This is a genomic window from Bradyrhizobium sp. USDA 4451 (assembly GCF_054822585.1).
Genome location: NZ_JBTRCH010000001.1, coordinates 801,522 through 818,291, shown reverse-complemented (window position 1 = coordinate 818,291; position 16,770 = coordinate 801,522). Strand labels below are relative to the sequence as shown.

Here is a 16,770-nt window from a genome sequence, read left to right as displayed (position 1 = left end):
TGGAGACCGAAATGATCCGTCGTATGCTGCCGCTGGTTGCGGGATTGTTGTGGGCGAGCTCGGCCTTTGCGGCCGACTATTCGCTGCTCAACGTGTCCTACGATCCGACGCGCGAGCTCTATGTCGATTTCAACAAGGCGTTCGCCGCGGCCTATCAGAAGGACACCGGCAAGAGCGTCGAGATCAAGCAGTCGCATGGCGGCTCGGGCTCGCAGGCACGCTCGGTGATCGACGGATTGCAGGCCGATGTCGTGACGCTGGCGCTGGCCTATGACATCGACGCGATCGCGGGCAAGGGGCTGCTTCTGGCCGACTGGCAGAAGCGGCTGCCGCTCAACGCCTCGCCTTACACCTCGACCATCGTGTTCCTGGTGCGCAAGGGCAATCCGAAGGGCATCAAGGATTGGGACGATCTGATCAAGCCCGGCGTCGCCGTGATCACGCCGAACCCGAAGACCTCGGGCGGCGCCCGCTGGAACTATCTCGCCGCCTGGGGCTATGCGCAGAAGAAGTTCGGCTCGGCCGACAAGGCGAAGAAATTCGTCGCCGATCTCTACCAGAACGTCCCGGTGCTCGACACCGGCGCGCGCGGCTCGACCGTGACCTTTGTCGAGCGCGGCGTCGGCGACGTGCTGCTGGCATGGGAGAACGAGGCCTTCCTGGCGCTGCGCGAATTCGGCGCGGACAAGTTCGAGATCGTGGCGCCGCCGCAGTCGATCCTCGCCGAGCCGCCGGTTGCGGTGGTCGACAGCGTTGCCGACAAGAAGGGCACCCGCGCGGTTGCCGAAGCCTATCTGAAGTACTGGTACACCAAGGAAGGCCAGGAGATCGCCGCGCGCAACTCCTACCGGCCGCGCGATCCCGAGATCGCCAAGGAGTACGAAAAATCCTTCGCCAAGGTTGAACTTTTCACCATCGACGACGTTTTCGGTGGTTGGACCAAGGCGCAGAAGGAGCACTTCGCCGAGGGCGGCATCTTCGATCAGATCTACAAGAACTGATCGAGCCATTGCCCGGTTCAACAGGGGGACAAGTGAGCACAGCGGTTGCACGGCGCAGTACCCTGCCGGGGTTCGGTCTCACCATGGGACTGACCCTGACCTGGCTCTCCGTCATCATCCTGATTCCGCTGGGCGCGCTGTTCCTCAAGACGTTCGAGCTCAGCCTCGATCAGTTCTGGGCCATCATCACCAGCCGCCGCACCCTGAACGCCCTGAAGATTTCGTTCGGGCTGTCGTTTGCCGCCGCCTGCGTCAATCTGGTGATGGGCACCATCATCGTCTGGGCGCTGGTGCGCTACCGCTTTCCCGGCCGGCGGCTGTTCGATGCCATCGTCGATATTCCCTTTGCGTTGCCGACGGCGGTCGCCGGCGTCGCGCTGACGCAGCTGTTTGCGCAAAAGGGCTGGCTCGGCGCGCCGCTCGCCGAGCTCGGCATCAAGGTCGCGTTCACGCCGATCGGCATCTTCATCGCCATGATCTTCATCGGCATTCCCTTCGTGGTACGCACGGTGCAGCCGGTGCTGATCGACCTCGATCCCGAGATCGAGGAGGCGGCGGCGAGTCTCGGCGCCAGCCGCTGGCACACAGTGTTTCGCGTCATCCTGCCGAGCCTGATCCCGGCGCTGCTTACCGGATTCGCGCTGGCCTTTGCCCGCGCCATCGGTGAATACGGCTCGGTGATCTTCATCGCCGGCAATCTCCCGAACGTCTCCGAGATCGCGCCGCTGTTGATCGTGATCCGGTTGTCCGAATTCCGCTACGCCGATGCCACCGCGATTGCGGTCGTGATGCTGGTGGCCTCGTTCCTGATCATCTTCCTGATCAACCGGCTGCAGCGCTGGGCGCAGGCCCGCATCCCCGTGCATTGAGGTCTTGAGCGATGTCGATGCAGACGGGATTGGTGACCTCGACGCCGCAACTGCGGACCTACGCCCCCGCGACCGACGTCAGCGTCGCAGCGCCGGCGCCGCGGCTCGAGATCACGCGCGCGACCCCAGTCACGGCCCACCGCAATCCGCGCACCGAGCCGGGCCCGATCCGCTTGATCATCATCGCGCTCGCGATCACCTTCCTCAGCATCTTCGTCGTGCTGCCGCTGGTCGTGGTGTTCGCCTCGGCCTTCTCGAAAGGCGTCGTCGCCTATGTCGCGGCGCTGGCGGAGCCTGAGGCGCTTGCCGCGATCAAGCTGACGCTCCTGATCGCCGCGATCTCGGTCACGCTCAATCTCGTGTTCGGCGTGGTCGCGGCCTGGGCGATCTCGAAATTCGAATTCACCGGCAAGACCTTCCTGATCACGCTGATCGACCTGCCGTTCTCGGTCTCGCCTGTCATCTCGGGCCTGGTCTATGTGTTGCTGTTCGGCGCGCAGGGCTATTTCGGACCGTGGCTGCAGGCCCACAACGTCCACATCCTGTTCGCGGTGCCCGGCATCGCCCTGGCGACGATCTTCGTCACCTTCCCGTTCGTGGCGCGGGCGCTGATTCCGCTGATGCAGGAGCAGGGCACCCAGGAGGAGGAAGCCGCGATCTCGCTCGGCGCGTCCGGCCTGCAGACCTTCTTCCGCGTCACGCTGCCCAACATCAAATGGGGCCTGCTCTACGGCGTCCTGCTCTGCAACGCGCGCGCGATGGGCGAGTTCGGTGCGGTGTCGGTGGTGTCGGGCCATATCCGCGGCGAGACCAACACGATGCCGCTCTTGGTCGAGATTCTCTACAACGAATATCAGTTCGTCGCGTCGTTCGCGATCGCATCGCTGCTCGCGATGCTGGCGCTGATCACGCTGGTGGCGAAAACCATTCTCGAGCGGCGACTCGACGAGGCAGAGGTGCCCGATGGCGATTGAAGTCAAGAATATCGTAAAGCGGTTCGGCAGCTTTGCCGCGCTCGACAATGTCGATCTCAAGGTCGCTGACGGCGAGCTGCTGGCGCTGCTCGGTCCGTCCGGTTCCGGCAAGACCACGTTGCTGCGGATCATCGCAGGGCTCGACTGGCCCGACTCCGGCGAGGTCGCGATCGACGGCGAGAACGCGCTGTCGCGCGGCGCCAGCGAGCGCCAGGTCGGCTTCGTGTTCCAGCACTACGCGCTGTTCCGCCACATGACGGTGTTCGAGAACGTCGCGTTCGGTCTGCGCGTGCAGCCGCGCGCGATCCGCAAGGACGAGGCGACGATCCGCGCCCGCGTCAAGAATTTGCTCGACCTGGTGCAGCTCGACTGGCTCGCCAACCGTTATCCCAGCCAATTGTCCGGCGGCCAGCGTCAGCGCATTGCGCTGGCGCGCGCGCTTGCCATCGAACCACGCATCCTGCTGCTCGACGAGCCGTTCGGCGCGCTCGATGCCAAGGTGCGCAAGGAGCTGCGGCAATGGCTGCGCTCGCTGCACAACGAGATCCACGTCACCTCGATCTTCGTCACGCACGACCAGGAGGAGGCACTCGAAGTCGCCAACCGCGTCGTGGTCATGGACAAGGGCAAGATCGAGCAGATCGGCTCGCCCGGCGACGTCTACGACAATCCGGCGACCGCCTTCGTGCACGGCTTCATCGGCGAATCCATCGTGCTGCCGGTCGATGTGGCCGGTGATGCGGTGCGGCTCGACGGCCGTCCGCTGAATATTCCGGCGCTGGGCGCCGCGTCCGGCGCGGCCAAGTTGTTCGTCCGCCGCCACGACATGGCGGTCGGCCCGGCCGGAACCGGCGTGCTGGAAGGCGCCATCCGGCATGTCCGTTCGTTCGGCCCGATCCAGCGCGCCGAGGTGGCGCTCTCGGGCAGCGACGGCAAGACCGTGATCGAGATCGACGCTCCCCGTGACCGCGAGCTCCAGGCCGGCGAAATCGTCTCGCTGCAACCCCGCCGCTACCGGATCTTTGCCGCGCAGTAGTCGGGTTACGGTTTCAACCCCTGTCATTCCGGGATCGTGCGCCAGCACGAGACCCGGAATCTCGAGATTCCGGGTTCGCTTCGCGCCCCGGAATGACGGCATTTCGCAGCCAAAAGTTAGCCCCTGTTCACCATTCAGCCACGGTTGGTATGCAACAACGGCGGGCCAACTTTGGGGGTCTTCAAGAGTGAAACGAACGACGGTCGCCCTGTTCGGGCTTCTGGTGCTTGCCGGCTGCGGCACGGACACCAAAATCCCGGAAGAACCGGCCATGTATCTCAACATGGCGCAGCCCGGCGCCGTGCTGGACAGCCAGGCGGCCGCGATCATGTTTTCGCAATACCGCCAGAACAACGGCCTTGGCACCGTCGTGGTGGATCCGGAGCTGACCAGGCTCGCCGAGCAGCAGTCCCAGGCGATGGCGGCCCGCAACAAGATGGACCATGACGTCAAGGCCCCGCTCGGCAAGCGGCTGGAGGCCGGCGGCTATCCCGCAACCGTCGCGGTCGAGAACATCTCGGCCGGCTATCACACGCTGGCGGAAGCGTTTTCGGGCTGGCGCGATTCACCGCCGCACAAGGCCAATATGCTCAAGAGCGGTGTCACAAAAATGGGCATCGCTGCCGTCTATGCTCCCAACACCAAATACAAGGTGTTCTGGACGCTCATTTTGGCGGCAACCTGATTTCGATAAATTCCGCGTGATCTAACCTCTGATTGACGCGGCTGCGAACAGCCGCCACGGTGCGGCTCACGTCATTTTTGACCGAACGGTTACGAATGGATACTTCGGATACCGCGCCGGCCTCGACGCCCGCGCAAGCGCAGCGTGTGCTGGTTCTTCAGGGCGGCGGCGCGCTCGGCTCCTACCAGGCCGGCGCCTTTCAGGCGCTCTGCCATGCGGGCTTCGAGCCGGAATGGATCGCCGGCATCTCGATCGGCGCCATCAATGCCGCGATCATCGCCGGCAACGAGCCGGACAAGCGCGTGCCGAAGCTCAAGGAATTCTGGGAGATGGTGTCGGCGCCGGTGCCGTGGAATCCGGTCTCGAACCATGAGCGCGCCCGATCGCTGTTCAACGAGACCAGTGCCGCCATCATCGCGACCTTCGGCGTGCCCGGGTTCTTCACGCCGCGGTTTCCGCCGGCGCCGCTGTGGCCGCCCGGCAGCTCGCAATCGCTGAGCTATTACGACACCGCGCCCTTGAAGAAGACACTGGAGCGGCTCGTCGACTTCGATCGCATCAACGATCTGAAGACGCGGCTGTCGGTCGGCGCGGTCGGCGTCACCTCGGGCAATTTCCGCTATTTCGATAATTACGAGTTCAAGAAGCTCGGCAAGACCATCGGCCCCGAGCACATCATGGCCTCGGGTGCGCTGCCGCCGGGCTTTCCCGCCGTCGTGATCGAGGGCGAGCATTACTGGGACGGCGGCATCGCCTCCAACACGCCGCTCGACTTCGTGCTCGACGAGGAGACCAGCCGCGATCTGCTGATCTTCCAGGTCGACCTGTTCAGCGCCCGCGGCCCGCTGCCGGAGACGCTGCTGGAGGCCGCCGAGCGCGAAAAGGACATCCGCTATTCCAGCCGGACGCGGATGAACACCGACAAGAACCGGCAGATCCACAACGCCCGCATGGCGGTGCGCGACTTGATCGGCAAGCTGCCCGATTACCTGAAGAACGATCCGTCGGTCGAGCTGCTGCGCAAGGCCTCCAAGGAGAACACCGTCACGGTGGTTCACCTGATCTACAAGAGCAAGAACTACGAGTCTTCGTCGAAGGACTACGACTTCTCCCATGTTGCGATGGTCGAGCACTGGGGCGCGGGCGTCCGCGACGTGCATTTGTCGATGCGTCACAAAGAATGGCTAGAACGGCCACAGTCCGGGGAAACCATGGTGACTTACGACCTCACGGGGGACGAACCCACTCCCCCGCAAGCAAATAGGAGCGACCGATAATGGGTACGTTGACAGGCAAGACCGCCGTTGTGACCGGCTCGACCAGCGGCATCGGATTGGCTTACGCGCGCGCCTTCGCCGGCGCCGGCGCCAACATCGTTCTCAACGGCATGGGCGTTCCGGCCGACATCGAGAAGGAACGCTCCGGCATCGAGACCGACTTCAAGGTCAAGGCGGCCTATTCGCCGGCCGACATGACCAAGCCGGCCGAGATCGCCGACATGATCGCGCTAGGCGAGAAGACCTTCGGCTCGGTCGACATCCTGGTCAACAATGCCGGCATCCAGTTCGTGTCGCCGATCGAGGAATTCCCGCCGGAGAAGTGGGAAGCGATCATCGCGATCAATCTGTCGTCGGCGTTCTACGGCATCCGCGCCGCGGTGCCCGGCATGAAGAAGCGCGGCTGGGGCCGCATCATCAACACGGCTTCGGCACACTCGCTGGTCGCCTCGCCGTTCAAGTCAGCCTATGTCTCGGCCAAGCACGGCATCGCCGGCCTCACCAAGACCGCGGCCCTCGAGCTCGCGCAGTTCAAGATCACCTGCAACTGTATCTCGCCGGGCTATGTCTGGACGCCGCTGGTCGAGCACCAGATCCCGGAGACCATGAAGGCGCGCAACATGACCAAGGAGCAGGTCATCAAGGACGTGCTGCTTGCCGCCCAGCCGACCAAGGAGTTCGTGACCTCGGAGCAGGTCGCAGCGCTCGCGCTGTTCCTGTGCGGCGACGATGCCGCGCAGATCACCGGCGCCAATCTCTCGATCGACGGCGGCTGGACCGCGGAGTAGTTTTCCGGCGGGATTTATCGCTCGACTGTCAGAGACAAAGAGCTGGCCCCGATTGGATCGGGGCCAGCTTTTTTGAGGCGAAGCCGGCCGGACTAGCTTGGATCCAAATCGGACGGGGAGGGCGGCACCCGGGACGCATGTCTGATGTGCAGGATGTCGATCGTATCGCTGCGGACGCGATAGAAGATGCGGAACGGATAGCGCCAGACGGTAATCGCACGGACCGCGGATCGCTGTGAGACGCGCGGCGCTGATCCGGGCGCGCGGCGGACGCGGTCAATAACATCGCGGAAGCGGCGCTCGACAGCGGCAGCGATTGCCGGGCTGGCGTGGGTCGAATAGTAAGTTGCGATTTCGTCCAGATCAGTCATCGCTTGCCGCGAGAAGACGACCTTCATTTGCGCCGAAATTTGGCAAACGCGGCTTCGATCTCTTCGTCGGTTGCGCACTCGCCGGCGTCGATGGACGCCATTGCGGCGTCGATGACTCGTAATTCGTCCCGCGTCGCGACGTAGTCTCGGGCCTGCAGTTCGCTTTCGATCTGGTTTGCGATCGATACGAGCTCGTCCTGTGCCGACTCGGGCCAGGATTGAACGCGATCAAGCAGGTTTTTCAGTTCGGCAGCGGTCATGTGACCCAATATAGGCTGTAGCCGGTAGAAATGCTATGGCGCCGAACGGGCCTTGCCGAACGCCAGCACATGGAGCCCGAGGCGCGAGCGCACCACGTAGAACAGCAGGATGGTCTCGAAGGTCAGCGACAGCGAGGTCGAGGCCGCCGCGCCCATACCGCCATAGCGCGGCACCAGCGCGATGCAGAGCCCGACATTCATGACGAACGAGACGGCGTAGGCGGTGGCGCAGATGCTCTGATGGCCGAGCATGTTCAACAGCCGCTCCACCGGGCCGATCGCCGAGCGCACCACGAGACCGATCGCGGCCACGAACATGATGCTGTAGCCGTCGACGAATTTCGGGCCGAACAGCCACAGCAGCGGCTTGCCGAATACGAGCAGCGCGACGGTGGCGAGCAGCGACGGCCAGAACGTCCAGCTGATCGCGTGCGCGACATAGGCCGACAGCCGGTCCTTGTCGCCGAGCGCGTTGTACTCGGCGAAGCGGTGTGCCGTCGTCGCCGACATCGCGTAGTGCACGAACGATACCAGCGCCAGCGTCTTCACCACGGCGAAATAGATGCCGACTTCCTCTGACGAGCGGAACTGCTGCAGCATCAGCACGTCGGTGTAGCCGAGCAGCAGATAGAAGCTCTCGACCAGCATGATCGGCAGCGAGATCGCAAACCAGCCCCTGACGTCGTAGGTCTTCTCGCCCACCCCGTGGTGGGCGGCGAGGCGGCGGTTCAGCACGATCATCTGGCCGATCGCCGCGATGTACACCGCCGCGGCGCTCGCGAGCATCGCCACCGTCGCGCCGAGATTGAGGCCGAGCGCCAGCGCGCCGGCGGTCAGCGCGATGATCAGTCCCTGCCGCACGATGAACTGCGGCATCAGGCCGAGTTGCATCCAGTCATGCGCGCGCGAGATGCCGTCCTGGGTGTTGGCGACCACGAAGGGCGGCAAGGTCAGGCAGCCGATATAGAGCGGCACCACCGCGTTGGGATCGATCCAGGGCGAGGCGAGGTGGATCACGCCCGCGAGCAGCAGCGCCACCGTGCTGGAGGCGGCAAGCACCACCCAGCGGCCGCCGGAAAGGAAGCCGCGCAATGCGGCGAAGTCGCCGCGCGCGCGATATTCCGGGATGATCTTCTGCGAGGACGGCGCGATGCCGAAATCCATCGTGCTGCCGAGCAGCAGCACCCAGGTCCAGACATAGACATAGATGCCGTAATCTGAGCCGCTCATCCAGCGCGCCAGCAGGATCTGCGCCAGATAGGCGATGGCGGCGCTCACGACGCGGATGACGAAGATCATGCCGGCCAGGCGCTTGGTGACCGACGCCTCCTTGGTGCCGCCAAGCAGGAGCGCAACGAGTCCGCGCAGGCGTGCGGCCGGGCCCGATGGCGCAGAGCTTGCTGCAGAGGATTCGGATTGTGTCTCCATCACAGCCAAGGCGGAAAATTCCCAAAGCGCCGCAAGGCGGCAATGGGCTCCGATCTATCAACGAAACGTTAAGATTGGGTTGGGTGAAGGGATGCCTCACCTGCGTCATCCCGGCGAAGGCCGGGATCAATAACCATAGGGAACAGTTCGCGCGCGCAGCTCGATCCCCCGCGGGCCTCAAACTGCGGCCGCGGAGCATGGATCCCCGGCTTTCGCCGGGACGACGCCGAGATAGGCCGTGTGGCTAGTTCAAATTGATATTGAATTCGTAGCTTTTGTCGCCGCCGACCAGCGTCAGCTTCAGCGCGGCGCCATTTGCCGTGGCGCCAGGCGGCAGACCGTCGAGCTCGAAGGAGAAGCGCTTCACGCCCGGGGGCGCGTGTTCGACGAGCTTGGGCACCGGCAGTGCCCAGTCGGGCGTCGGGCCCTCGACGAACAGGCTCAGGTCCTTTGGGTCCTTTGTTTCGGGCGCGGTGACATCGACCAGCACGTTGTTGCCGTCGCGCTTGACGTCGCGGATCGTGAACGGGACGGGGTCGCCGATATTGGCGGGCTTCGGCACCGCGTTGAGCGCTTCCGACAGCGCGGCGTCCTCGGTCGATGCGACGCTTGCGAAGGCGAGCTCGGCCTTCGCTTCCACCGGCACGCACAGCTTCTCGCACACCGCGTAGCTGATGTCGGCGCGCAGCACCAGCGGCTTGTCGGGATTCTTCGCGACGATGCGCAGCGGCAGCACCACCTGATGCTTGTAGCCGAGCGAGGTGCCGCCGGCGCCGTCGTCGAACTGGCGCGGCGCCGGCCACATCACCGTCACCGCATCGACATTATCGGACTTGGAGAAATCGAACCGCGGCGGCACGCCGGAATCGCCTGGGGTCCGCCAATAGGTTTTCCAGCCGTCCTGCAGCTGGAAGGCAATGCCGCCCAGCAGCACCGCGCCGCTGCGCGATCCCGCGAGCAATCGCACCGCGGAATGGGTGTCCTGCTGCCACGGCGAGGCGTCGTCGGCGCGAACCTCCGGCGCGACCAAGGCGACGGAGAACAAGGCGGCAACGCCAAATGCGGCCCGCAAGGGAACTGTGACGATCATGAGACGTCTTTACCTGCAACTTTCGGTGCAAACCATTGAATTGCTTGTGATGCATCGCCGCACTGCGGTCGATGGTTGATTGACAGAACCGCCACCCAATATCAGGATGCCAAATCAGCAGGAAAGGCCTTTGCGGATGCGCCCTGAAGGCAAAACAGGCAAGACAACAGGCAGGCCTCGCAAGACCGCCTCCGGCCGAAACCCGGCCGTCGGTCCCGATGCCGGCGACGATGGCTATCTCGATGGCCAGATGCTGATCGCGATGCCTGTGATGAACGACCCGCGGTTCGAGCGCTCGGTGATCTACATGTGCGCCCATTCATCCGAGGGCGCGATGGGCATCATCGTCAACCGTCCGGCCGGCAGCATCGATTTCCCGGGCCTCCTGGTGCAGCTCGACATCATCCAGAAGTCGGACCAGATCGCGCTGCCCGAGAATGCCGAGATGATGAAGGTAATGAAGGGCGGCCCGGTCGACACCGGCCGCGGCTTTGTGCTGCACTCCAGCGACTTCTACATCCAGGATGCGACGCTCAACATCGACGACGGCATTTCGCTCACCGCGACCGTCGATATCCTGAAGGCGATCGCCAAGGGCGCCGGCCCCAAGCACGCCATCCTCGCGCTCGGCTATGCCGGCTGGGCGCCGGGCCAGCTCGAGAACGAGATCCAGCACAATGGCTGGCTGCATTGCGACGCCGATCCCGAGCTGATCTTCGGCACCGATGTCGACGAGAAATATGCCCGCGCCTTGCGCAAGATCGGCATCGAGGCCGGCATGCTGTCCAACGACGCCGGCCACGCGTAGGTAGCGGCGCCCCTTCCACATTCACGGTGTCGTCCCTGCGAAAGCAGGGAGGTGGATTCACACTCGAAGTGCAACACTTGAGAGAAGGCCTCGAGAGGGGTTTGGAAGTCAAGGCATTTGCGCGGGGTGTTGTTGTAGGCGTTGATCGACTGGCGGAGGCGGCGCGTCGGGAAGGTCGCGAGATCGGTTTTGCGTGGAATGAAGCGGCGCATCCGACCGATCGCATTCTCGATGCCGCCCTTCTGCCAGGGCGCGTGCGGATCGCAGAAGAAGGTCTCGATCGCGAGGCGGTGCAGCTCCAGGTGACAGGCGAACTCGGTCCCATTGTCGAAGGTAACGGTCTGGCACAGGCCTTCCGGCAAGGCAGCAAACAAGCGGACGAGATGACGGGCGATACCGCGCGCGAGCTTGCTGGCGATGCGGATGCCGAGCAGCAGGCGCGAGGTGCGCTCGTGCACGGTCAGGATCGCCTGACCGTATTTGGAGAACATCATCAGGTCGGCTTCCCAATGACCGGGGGCATTGCGATCGGCGGCCTCGATAGGCCGTTTGTCCAAGGAAACACGGCCTTCTATGAAGCTTGCGGGACTGCCGCCCTTCTTGCCGCGGTAGCCGCGTTTGCTCTTGCCGCGTGGCAGATAACGCCGCCAGCTGAAGTCCGAGGTGCGCCGGATCTGGGCGTATATGAAGCGGTAGATGGTCTCGTGGGAGATCACCTTGCGGCCGTGTTCGCGGGCCAGCCGGCCCGCGACCTGCTCGGGCGACCAGCCCCGACCAAGGCGCTCCAAGACCGCGCGGCGCAGGCCGGGCTCCCGTTCGAGGCGTACGCCCGTCCAGCGCCGCGCTCGCATCTGTTGCTGGGCATAGCTGGGTTTGTAGCCGACCTGGGCGCCAGAATTGCGGTTCAGCTCCCGAGAGATCGTTGATGGCGAGCGATCCAGAGCTGCCGCGATTTGCCGCACCGAGCTGCCATTGGCTGAAAGCCGGGCAATCTCGCATCGCTCGTCCAGGGATAGCTGCTCGTAACTCCGCCCCATCGCAACACCTCCTCAAGGAAGTGTTGCACTTCGTTTGTGAACTCAGGGGACCCATAACCACCGCATTCAGTTGTAACGCGGCGCTGGGCCACAGCGTCACGCAACAACGGCGCCCTGTGGTTATGGGTCGCGCTTCGCTTCCGCGGGACGACAGCTGTCGTCGCGTCCCGCTACTCTGCCGCTTCCTGCGCCACCGTCGGCTGGGTACCGGCCACCGTGGCGCGGCGCATGTCGCGGGGTTGCGACTGGTCGTAGCGGCGGACGCGGTGCACGGTCTGGCGGTTGTCCCACATCACGAGGTCATGCACCGTCCATTTGTGGACGTAGACGAACTCCGGCTGGGTGGCGTGCTCGGTGAGATCGCGCAGCAACAGCCGCGCCTCCGGCATGCTCATGCCCCGGATGGCGCCGGCATGCGACGACAGGTACAGCGACTTGCGGCCATGCACCGGATGGGTACGCACCAGCCGTTGCAGCACCGGCTTGAACATCTCTTTCTCTTCGTCGGTGTAGTCGAGGAAGCCGAGCGAGCCGCGCGAATACATCAGCGAGTGTTCGCAGATCATGTCCTCGATCTCGGCCTTGGTCTCGTCGTCGAGCGCATCATAGGCCGCGCGCATGTCGGCGAACTCGGTGTCGCCGCCCTTCGGGTTCACGACGCGCGCCGACAGCAGCGAGAATTTCGCCGGGATCGGCCGGAACGAGCTGTCGGAATGCCACAGGCAGTTGCCGAGATTGAACAGATGGGTGCGGTGATCCTTCGGCAGCGGCTTGCCGTCCTTGCCGAGATTTCCGACATCATTGAGCCCGGAGGAGAGGCGGTAGTCCTCCTTCTTCGTCACGGTGCCGCCGCGCGAGGTTTCGCGCTCGCCGAAATTCAGCGCGAACGCCATCTGCTGCTCGTCCGTGATGGCCTGGCCGTGGAAGACGAGCACGGCGTATTTGTCCATGCCGGCCTCGATGTCGCTGGCTTCCTGCTTCGTCAGCGGCTTGCGCAGGTCGACGCCGGAGACCTCGCCGACGAAATGCTTGTGAAGCTGCCGGATCAGGACCGTCATGGCGGATATCTCCCCGTGCTGTTGCGGGCGGTTGTCCCGCTTCGTTTGCCGAGAAGGCTACTCCCGAGCCGCGCGCTGTCAACGCTTCGGGGAAAGACGCGGGTCAGGCATTCCGCGCCATCAACCCGCCGTCGACCGGAATCACCGCGCCGGTCAGGAACGATGCGGCGGGCAGGCACAGGCTCAGCGTCATATGCGCGACCTCTTCCGGATCGCCGTAGCGCGCCAGCGCAGTGCGGCGCTTGGCGTAGATCGTCTTGTGCTCCTCGGAGATGCGATCGGTGATGGCGGTGCGGATCGGGCCCGGACAGATGCAGTTCACCGTGATGCCTTCGCGTCCAAGTTCCACCGCGAGCGAGCGGGTCAGGCTGGTGACCCCGCCCTTGGCCGCGGAGTAGGGGCTGTGCAGACCCGTCGCACCGAGAGCCTCGGTCGAGGCGATGTTGACAATGCGCGGCGAGCGCGATTTGCGCAGGTAGGGCAGTGCGGCGCGGATGATGCGCGGATGCGCCGTCAGCATGACCGCGATGCCCTTGGCCCAGGCGTCCTCGTAACCGGGATCGTCGATCGGCACCCGCACCGAGATGCCGGCATTGTTGACGATGATGTCGAGCCCGCCGAAATGCGCGGCGACATCGTTGACGACCTTTGTGATCGCGTCGCGATCGCCGACGTCGAGCGTCCAGGCTTTGGCCGAGCCGCCGCTTGACGAAATCTCCTTCGCCACCGTCTGCGTGCCTTCCTCGGAGAGGTCGGTGACTGCGACATTGGCGCCTTCATCGGCGAACACCCGCGCGGTGGCGCGGCCCATGCCGCTGGCCGCGCCGGTGACGAGAACGGTGAGGCCCTTCACCGAACGGCTGAGCTGCTTGTATTCGGACATGACGGACCTCCCGTTGATTTTCTTGTCGTGTGACACGGCAACGCTCGCACCTCTCGGCAGAGACGTCAAACCGGCGATCTCTTATCGCCATGCGTGCAGCGCGTTAACGCAAGTTCTGCGTTGGCTTTTCGCAAAGGATCATGATCAATCAAGACAACAACAGAGAGGAACGCGCAATGAACGAGCTCGATTTCAGCGGCAAGCAGATACTGGTGGTCGGCGGCTCCAGCGGCATCGGCAACGGCATCGCGCAGGCTTTCCGCGCCAAGGGCGCGCGCGTTGCCGTGTACGGCACCCGCGCCAAGGCGAGCGATTATTCCGCGGAGGAAGGCTCGCATCTCGATGGCCTCGCCTATGCGCAGCTCGACGTCTCCGATCCGCAGGCGATCGCAAGCCTCACGCCGTCGTTCGATCGGCTCGATGTGCTGGTGCTGGCGCAGGGCGCGGTGATTTACCGCCGCGGGGAATTCGAGATGGAGGGTTTTCGCAAGGTGCTCGAGGTCAATCTGATGAGCCTGATGGCCTGTGCCACGAAATTCCACGCGATGCTCACCGCGAGCAAAGGCTCGCTGATCATCGTGAGCTCGACCGCGGCCTATCATTCCACCATGGGCAATCCGGCCTACAACGCGTCGAAAACCGGCGCGGTCGGGCTGACGCGCACGCTCGGCGAGGCCTGGGCCGAGGACGGCATCCGCGTCAACGGCATCGCGCCGGGCCTTGTCGACACCAAGATGACCAAGGCGACGACGGCGAATCCGAGGCGCCTCGAAGGCGCGCTCGAGCGCATTCCGCTGAAGCGGCTCGGCACGCCCGCCGACATGGCCGGCGCCGCCTTGTTCCTGGCCTCGCCGCTCGCCTCCTACGTCGTCGGCCAGACCATCGTCGTCGACGGCGGGCTGATCCTGTAGTTCCAGGAACTTGCGCGCGCTTGCCCGGTTAGCTCCCTGACAATTCAGGGAGCGTCACGATGGACAAGGATCGGATTTTCGGAACGGCAAAGGAGTTCGCGGGCAAGGCCGAAGGCGCAGTCGGCGAGGCCACCGGCGATGCGCAGACCCAGGCCTCGGGCGGCGCGCGCCAAGCCGCCGGCACCGTGCAGGATCTCTACGGCCAGGCCAAGGACGCCGCGCGCGACGCCGCTGACACGGCCGTCAACTACGCCAAGGACGCGTACGAACATCGCGGCGAAACCGTTCGCAGCGGACAGAAGGCGATGGCGCATGCGGTGCAGGACAATCCGCTGGGATCGCTCTTGATCGCCGGCGGTATCGGCTTTGCGCTCGCGCTGTTGATGACGCGCCAGCCGCGCCGCCCGCCGCCGTCACGCTGGCGCTATTACGGCTGAGACCGCAGGGCGGGTGAGCGATAGCGTAACCCGCCATCTCTCCGCGCAAGCAATATCGGCGGGTTACGGCTCGCCTAACCCGCCGACCATTCTTTCACGATCTGAAGGCGCGTCACGCGCCGTCTACTGCCAGGGATTCCCCGGCGCTGCGGCGCGCTGTCCGACGCCGCGCGGTGGCCGCGGTGGCGGGGCGACCAGCGGGCGCTGCTGCGGCGCGCCGAATCCGAACAGGTCGCGCAGCCAGGGCTGGGTCTGTGGCTGCTGCTGTTGCTGCGGTTGGGCCTGGGTTGGACGGAACGCGCGGCGTTGTGGCTTCGGTGCGGTGATGATCGAGCCGTCGGGCGCGATCGCCGTGGTGGAGGGCGGCGGATTTGCCGGCCCACCCGCGGGCGCGGCTGGCGTCACCGCGGCAACCGGCACGTCGCCCTTGGCTTGCTCGCGGCCGATCTCGCGGCGCGGCCAGGCGAAATCGTCGGCGCGGCCGGCCGGCGGGGCCAGGGCCTCGCCCTTCACCAGCGTGCGGGCGGCGAGCGCATCGACCGCGGCGGGCCGCGAGCCCGGGCCGCCGAGCAACTGATCGGTGCCGACCGTCGAGGCGACCAGCGGCAGCACCGGGCCTGCCAGCGGCCGCGGCGCCGGCTTGCCGGGCTCGGCGCTGGCATCGGGCGTTGCCGGCTCGCTCGGCAGCGCGATCGGGCCGGAGCGCACCGCAAGCAGGCGGGTTACCTCGCGCTCGACATAATGCGCGAGCTTGCGCGCACCGGCCTTGGTGAAGAACACGCCGTCATCGGTGCGCAGCTTGCGCGGCTGGCCTTCGAAGTCAGGGCCCTTCGGCATGAAGCGGCCGGCCTCGTCGACAAAGCCGTCCCAGACGTCGACATAGGTGATGCCGGCCTTGCCGGCGCCGTCGCGATACAGCGCGTCGAGGAACAGCATGTCCGACGTGCCCTTCTGGCCGCGGATCGCAGGCAGGCCGACCCACAGCACCGGCACGCCCTTGCTCTTCAGCACATTGATCAGCTCCTCGATCTTCTTGCCGTAGAGCTCGACCCAGCGGTCCTCGCGGAAATCATAGACGCCATTGGGCGAGCGCGCGGTCTTTTCCGGCGCGGCCTGCGCATCATTATCGGCGTCGTCGGGCGACAGCTCGGGATCGACCGGTTTGGTATCGGTCTTGGCATCGCTCTTGGCATCATTCTTGGCGGCGGCATCGGGCTTGTCGCCCGGCTTTGCGTCCGGCTTGCCGCGTGCGTCCTTCTTCTCGTCTTTCTTGTCGGCCTTTTTCTCCACCACCGGTTCGCGGAGCGATGTACGATCGTTGAGGCCGAGCATCACGACGATGGCGTCCGGGTTCTCGGTGGCGAGAATGGCCTTGGCGGCGGCCGCCCAATCCGCCGGGTCGCCCTTGGGCTGATAGCGGATCAGGCCGGACACCGTCTTTGCCTTGCGGATCACGCCCATGTCGGGTTGGTCGGAATACGCATCCTCGAGGCCATAGGCGAGCCAGTCGGCCATTGCATCGCCGATCACGAGCACGTTGCGCTCGGCGGCGGCTTCGCGCTTGGCCGGCGCCGGTGCGCGTGAGAAATCCTCGCGCGGCCGCTGCTGCTGGGGCTGCGACTGCGGGTGCTGCTGCTGGAATGGCGCGAAGAAATCGCCGCCGAACCAGCCGCCGCCACCACCGCCGCTGCGTGGCGGCGGCGCCCGGCGTGGAGCATCGCCGAAGCCGGGGAAACCGAAGAACTGCGCCGAGGCGGGCTCGGCAATGCCGATCAACAGCGCAAGCGCCACCGCCAGCGCCACCAGCGGGCCGGCTTCGGTGAATAGGCGCAGGAAGGACTTCGGCTCTCGCATCGG

17 protein-coding genes and 1 pseudogene are annotated in these 16,770 nt (G+C 65.1%); 10 read left to right on the top strand and 8 right to left on the bottom strand.

All coding sequences use genetic code 11. The annotated features are described in order from the left end of the window. The first annotated feature begins 11 nt into the window (after window positions 1-11). From ACVMB0_RS03725 to ACVMB0_RS03695, 7 genes are all read left to right on the top strand, one after another. Window positions 12-1,001 (top strand): sulfate ABC transporter substrate-binding protein, encoded by a 990-nt coding sequence (locus tag ACVMB0_RS03725; RefSeq protein WP_461345349.1) that lies wholly within the window; start codon window positions 12-14, stop codon window positions 999-1,001. Window positions 1,002-1,063: 62 nt separating this feature from the next. After that, entirely contained in the window at window positions 1,064-1,870 is an 807-nt protein-coding gene (cysT, locus tag ACVMB0_RS03720) for a sulfate ABC transporter permease subunit CysT (protein WP_456756404.1), read from the top strand. A gap of 11 nt (window positions 1,871-1,881) precedes the next feature. Continuing rightward, window positions 1,882-2,844: a sulfate ABC transporter permease subunit CysW gene (gene cysW, locus ACVMB0_RS03715; protein ID WP_456797160.1), complete on the top strand. Its 963-nt coding sequence runs from the start codon at window positions 1,882-1,884 to the stop codon at window positions 2,842-2,844. Beyond that, on the top strand, window positions 2,834-3,880 hold the full coding sequence (locus ACVMB0_RS03710) for a sulfate/molybdate ABC transporter ATP-binding protein (protein ID WP_461345348.1): 1,047 nt from the start codon (window positions 2,834-2,836) through the stop codon (window positions 3,878-3,880). The genes cysW and ACVMB0_RS03710 overlap by 11 nt, the downstream gene beginning before the upstream one ends. A gap of 187 nt (window positions 3,881-4,067) precedes the next feature. Next, complete coding sequence (locus ACVMB0_RS03705) at window positions 4,068-4,565, top strand: CAP domain-containing protein (RefSeq protein ID WP_456752114.1); 498 nt, start codon at window positions 4,068-4,070, stop codon at window positions 4,563-4,565. Window positions 4,566-4,660: 95 nt separating this feature from the next. After that, complete coding sequence (locus ACVMB0_RS03700; RefSeq protein WP_461345347.1) at window positions 4,661-5,842, top strand: DUF3734 domain-containing protein; 1,182 nt, start codon at window positions 4,661-4,663, stop codon at window positions 5,840-5,842. Then, on the top strand, window positions 5,842-6,630 hold the full coding sequence (locus ACVMB0_RS03695) for a 3-hydroxybutyrate dehydrogenase (protein WP_092118875.1): 789 nt from the start codon (window positions 5,842-5,844) through the stop codon (window positions 6,628-6,630). Before ACVMB0_RS03700 ends, ACVMB0_RS03695 begins: the two co-directional genes overlap by 1 nt. A gap of 92 nt (window positions 6,631-6,722) precedes the next feature. Here ACVMB0_RS03695 and ACVMB0_RS03690 read toward each other — a convergent pair whose 3' ends face one another. The 4 genes from ACVMB0_RS03690 to ACVMB0_RS03675 all read right to left on the bottom strand — a co-directional run bounded on the left by ACVMB0_RS03690 (window position 6,723) and on the right by ACVMB0_RS03675 (window position 9,779). Further along, on the bottom strand, window positions 6,723-7,028 hold the full coding sequence (locus tag ACVMB0_RS03690; RefSeq protein ID WP_461345346.1) for a type II toxin-antitoxin system RelE/ParE family toxin: 306 nt from the start codon (window positions 7,026-7,028) through the stop codon (window positions 6,723-6,725). After that, window positions 7,025-7,261: a hypothetical protein gene (locus tag ACVMB0_RS03685; protein WP_461345345.1), complete on the bottom strand. Its 237-nt coding sequence runs from the start codon at window positions 7,259-7,261 to the stop codon at window positions 7,025-7,027. Before ACVMB0_RS03685 ends, ACVMB0_RS03690 begins: the two co-directional genes overlap by 4 nt. Before the next feature lie 33 nt (window positions 7,262-7,294). Further along, a complete protein-coding gene (locus ACVMB0_RS03680) occupies window positions 7,295-8,689 on the bottom strand; it encodes an oligosaccharide flippase family protein (protein WP_461349584.1) in 1,395 nt (464 codons plus the stop codon). Window positions 8,690-8,933: 244 nt separating this feature from the next. Next, window positions 8,934-9,779, bottom strand: a complete 846-nt coding sequence (locus ACVMB0_RS03675) for a protein-disulfide reductase DsbD domain-containing protein (RefSeq protein ID WP_461345344.1) — start codon at window positions 9,777-9,779, stop codon at window positions 8,934-8,936. 136 nt (window positions 9,780-9,915) lie between these two features. Between ACVMB0_RS03675 and ACVMB0_RS03670 the strand changes: the two genes are divergently transcribed. Continuing rightward, the gene (locus ACVMB0_RS03670) at window positions 9,916-10,587 is read left to right on the top strand and encodes a YqgE/AlgH family protein (protein ID WP_461345343.1); all 672 of its coding nucleotides are present in this window, start codon (window positions 9,916-9,918) and stop codon (window positions 10,585-10,587) included. Between the two features lie 50 nt (window positions 10,588-10,637). Here the strand turns inward: ACVMB0_RS03670 and ACVMB0_RS03665 are convergent. The 3 genes and pseudogenes from ACVMB0_RS03665 to ACVMB0_RS03655 form a co-directional block, all read right to left on the bottom strand. After that, window positions 10,638-11,624 (bottom strand): annotated as a pseudogene (locus ACVMB0_RS03665) (IS30 family transposase); the annotation flags it as partial. Window positions 11,625-11,794: 170 nt separating this feature from the next. Then, a complete protein-coding gene (locus tag ACVMB0_RS03660) occupies window positions 11,795-12,682 on the bottom strand; it encodes a TauD/TfdA dioxygenase family protein (RefSeq protein ID WP_461345342.1) in 888 nt (295 codons plus the stop codon). A gap of 103 nt (window positions 12,683-12,785) precedes the next feature. Then, window positions 12,786-13,565 (bottom strand): SDR family NAD(P)-dependent oxidoreductase, encoded by a 780-nt coding sequence (locus ACVMB0_RS03655; protein WP_461345341.1) that lies wholly within the window; start codon window positions 13,563-13,565, stop codon window positions 12,786-12,788. A 176-nt stretch (window positions 13,566-13,741) separates the two neighbouring features. Between ACVMB0_RS03655 and ACVMB0_RS03650 the strand changes: the two genes are divergently transcribed. Next, window positions 13,742-14,476: an SDR family NAD(P)-dependent oxidoreductase gene (locus ACVMB0_RS03650; protein WP_461345340.1), complete on the top strand. Its 735-nt coding sequence runs from the start codon at window positions 13,742-13,744 to the stop codon at window positions 14,474-14,476. A 59-nt stretch (window positions 14,477-14,535) separates the two neighbouring features. Then, window positions 14,536-14,913, top strand: coding sequence for a CsbD family protein (locus ACVMB0_RS03645; RefSeq protein ID WP_456752122.1), 378 nt, complete (start codon window positions 14,536-14,538; stop codon window positions 14,911-14,913). Between the two features lie 123 nt (window positions 14,914-15,036). Here the strand turns inward: ACVMB0_RS03645 and ACVMB0_RS03640 are convergent, their stop codons facing one another. After that, window positions 15,037-16,767, bottom strand: coding sequence for a DUF459 domain-containing protein (locus ACVMB0_RS03640; RefSeq protein WP_461345339.1), 1,731 nt, complete (start codon window positions 16,765-16,767; stop codon window positions 15,037-15,039). Window positions 16,768-16,770: the final 3 nt, after the last annotated feature.

Coding starts and splice junctions, on each gene's coding strand:
- ACVMB0_RS03660 (WP_461345342.1), bottom strand. CDS start 12,682: ATGACGGTCCTGATCCGGCAGCTTCACAAGCATTTCGTCGGCGAGGTC.
- ACVMB0_RS03655 (WP_461345341.1), bottom strand. CDS start 13,565: ATGTCCGAATACAAGCAGCTCAGCCGTTCGGTGAAGGGCCTCACCGTT.
- ACVMB0_RS03690 (WP_461345346.1), bottom strand. CDS start 7,028: ATGAAGGTCGTCTTCTCGCGGCAAGCGATGACTGATCTGGACGAAATC.
- ACVMB0_RS03685 (WP_461345345.1), bottom strand. CDS start 7,261: ATGACCGCTGCCGAACTGAAAAACCTGCTTGATCGCGTTCAATCCTGG.
- ACVMB0_RS03645 (WP_456752122.1), top strand. CDS start 14,536: ATGGACAAGGATCGGATTTTCGGAACGGCAAAGGAGTTCGCGGGCAAG.
- ACVMB0_RS03680 (WP_461349584.1), bottom strand. CDS start 8,689: ATGGAGACACAATCCGAATCCTCTGCAGCAAGCTCTGCGCCATCGGGC.
- ACVMB0_RS03725 (WP_461345349.1), top strand. CDS start 12: ATGATCCGTCGTATGCTGCCGCTGGTTGCGGGATTGTTGTGGGCGAGC.
- cysW (WP_456797160.1), top strand. CDS start 1,882: ATGTCGATGCAGACGGGATTGGTGACCTCGACGCCGCAACTGCGGACC.
- ACVMB0_RS03695 (WP_092118875.1), top strand. CDS start 5,842: ATGGGTACGTTGACAGGCAAGACCGCCGTTGTGACCGGCTCGACCAGC.
- ACVMB0_RS03640 (WP_461345339.1), bottom strand. CDS start 16,767: ATGCGAGAGCCGAAGTCCTTCCTGCGCCTATTCACCGAAGCCGGCCCG.
- ACVMB0_RS03710 (WP_461345348.1), top strand. CDS start 2,834: ATGGCGATTGAAGTCAAGAATATCGTAAAGCGGTTCGGCAGCTTTGCC.
- ACVMB0_RS03675 (WP_461345344.1), bottom strand. CDS start 9,779: ATGATCGTCACAGTTCCCTTGCGGGCCGCATTTGGCGTTGCCGCCTTG.
- ACVMB0_RS03700 (WP_461345347.1), top strand. CDS start 4,661: ATGGATACTTCGGATACCGCGCCGGCCTCGACGCCCGCGCAAGCGCAG.
- ACVMB0_RS03670 (WP_461345343.1), top strand. CDS start 9,916: ATGCGCCCTGAAGGCAAAACAGGCAAGACAACAGGCAGGCCTCGCAAG.
- ACVMB0_RS03650 (WP_461345340.1), top strand. CDS start 13,742: ATGAACGAGCTCGATTTCAGCGGCAAGCAGATACTGGTGGTCGGCGGC.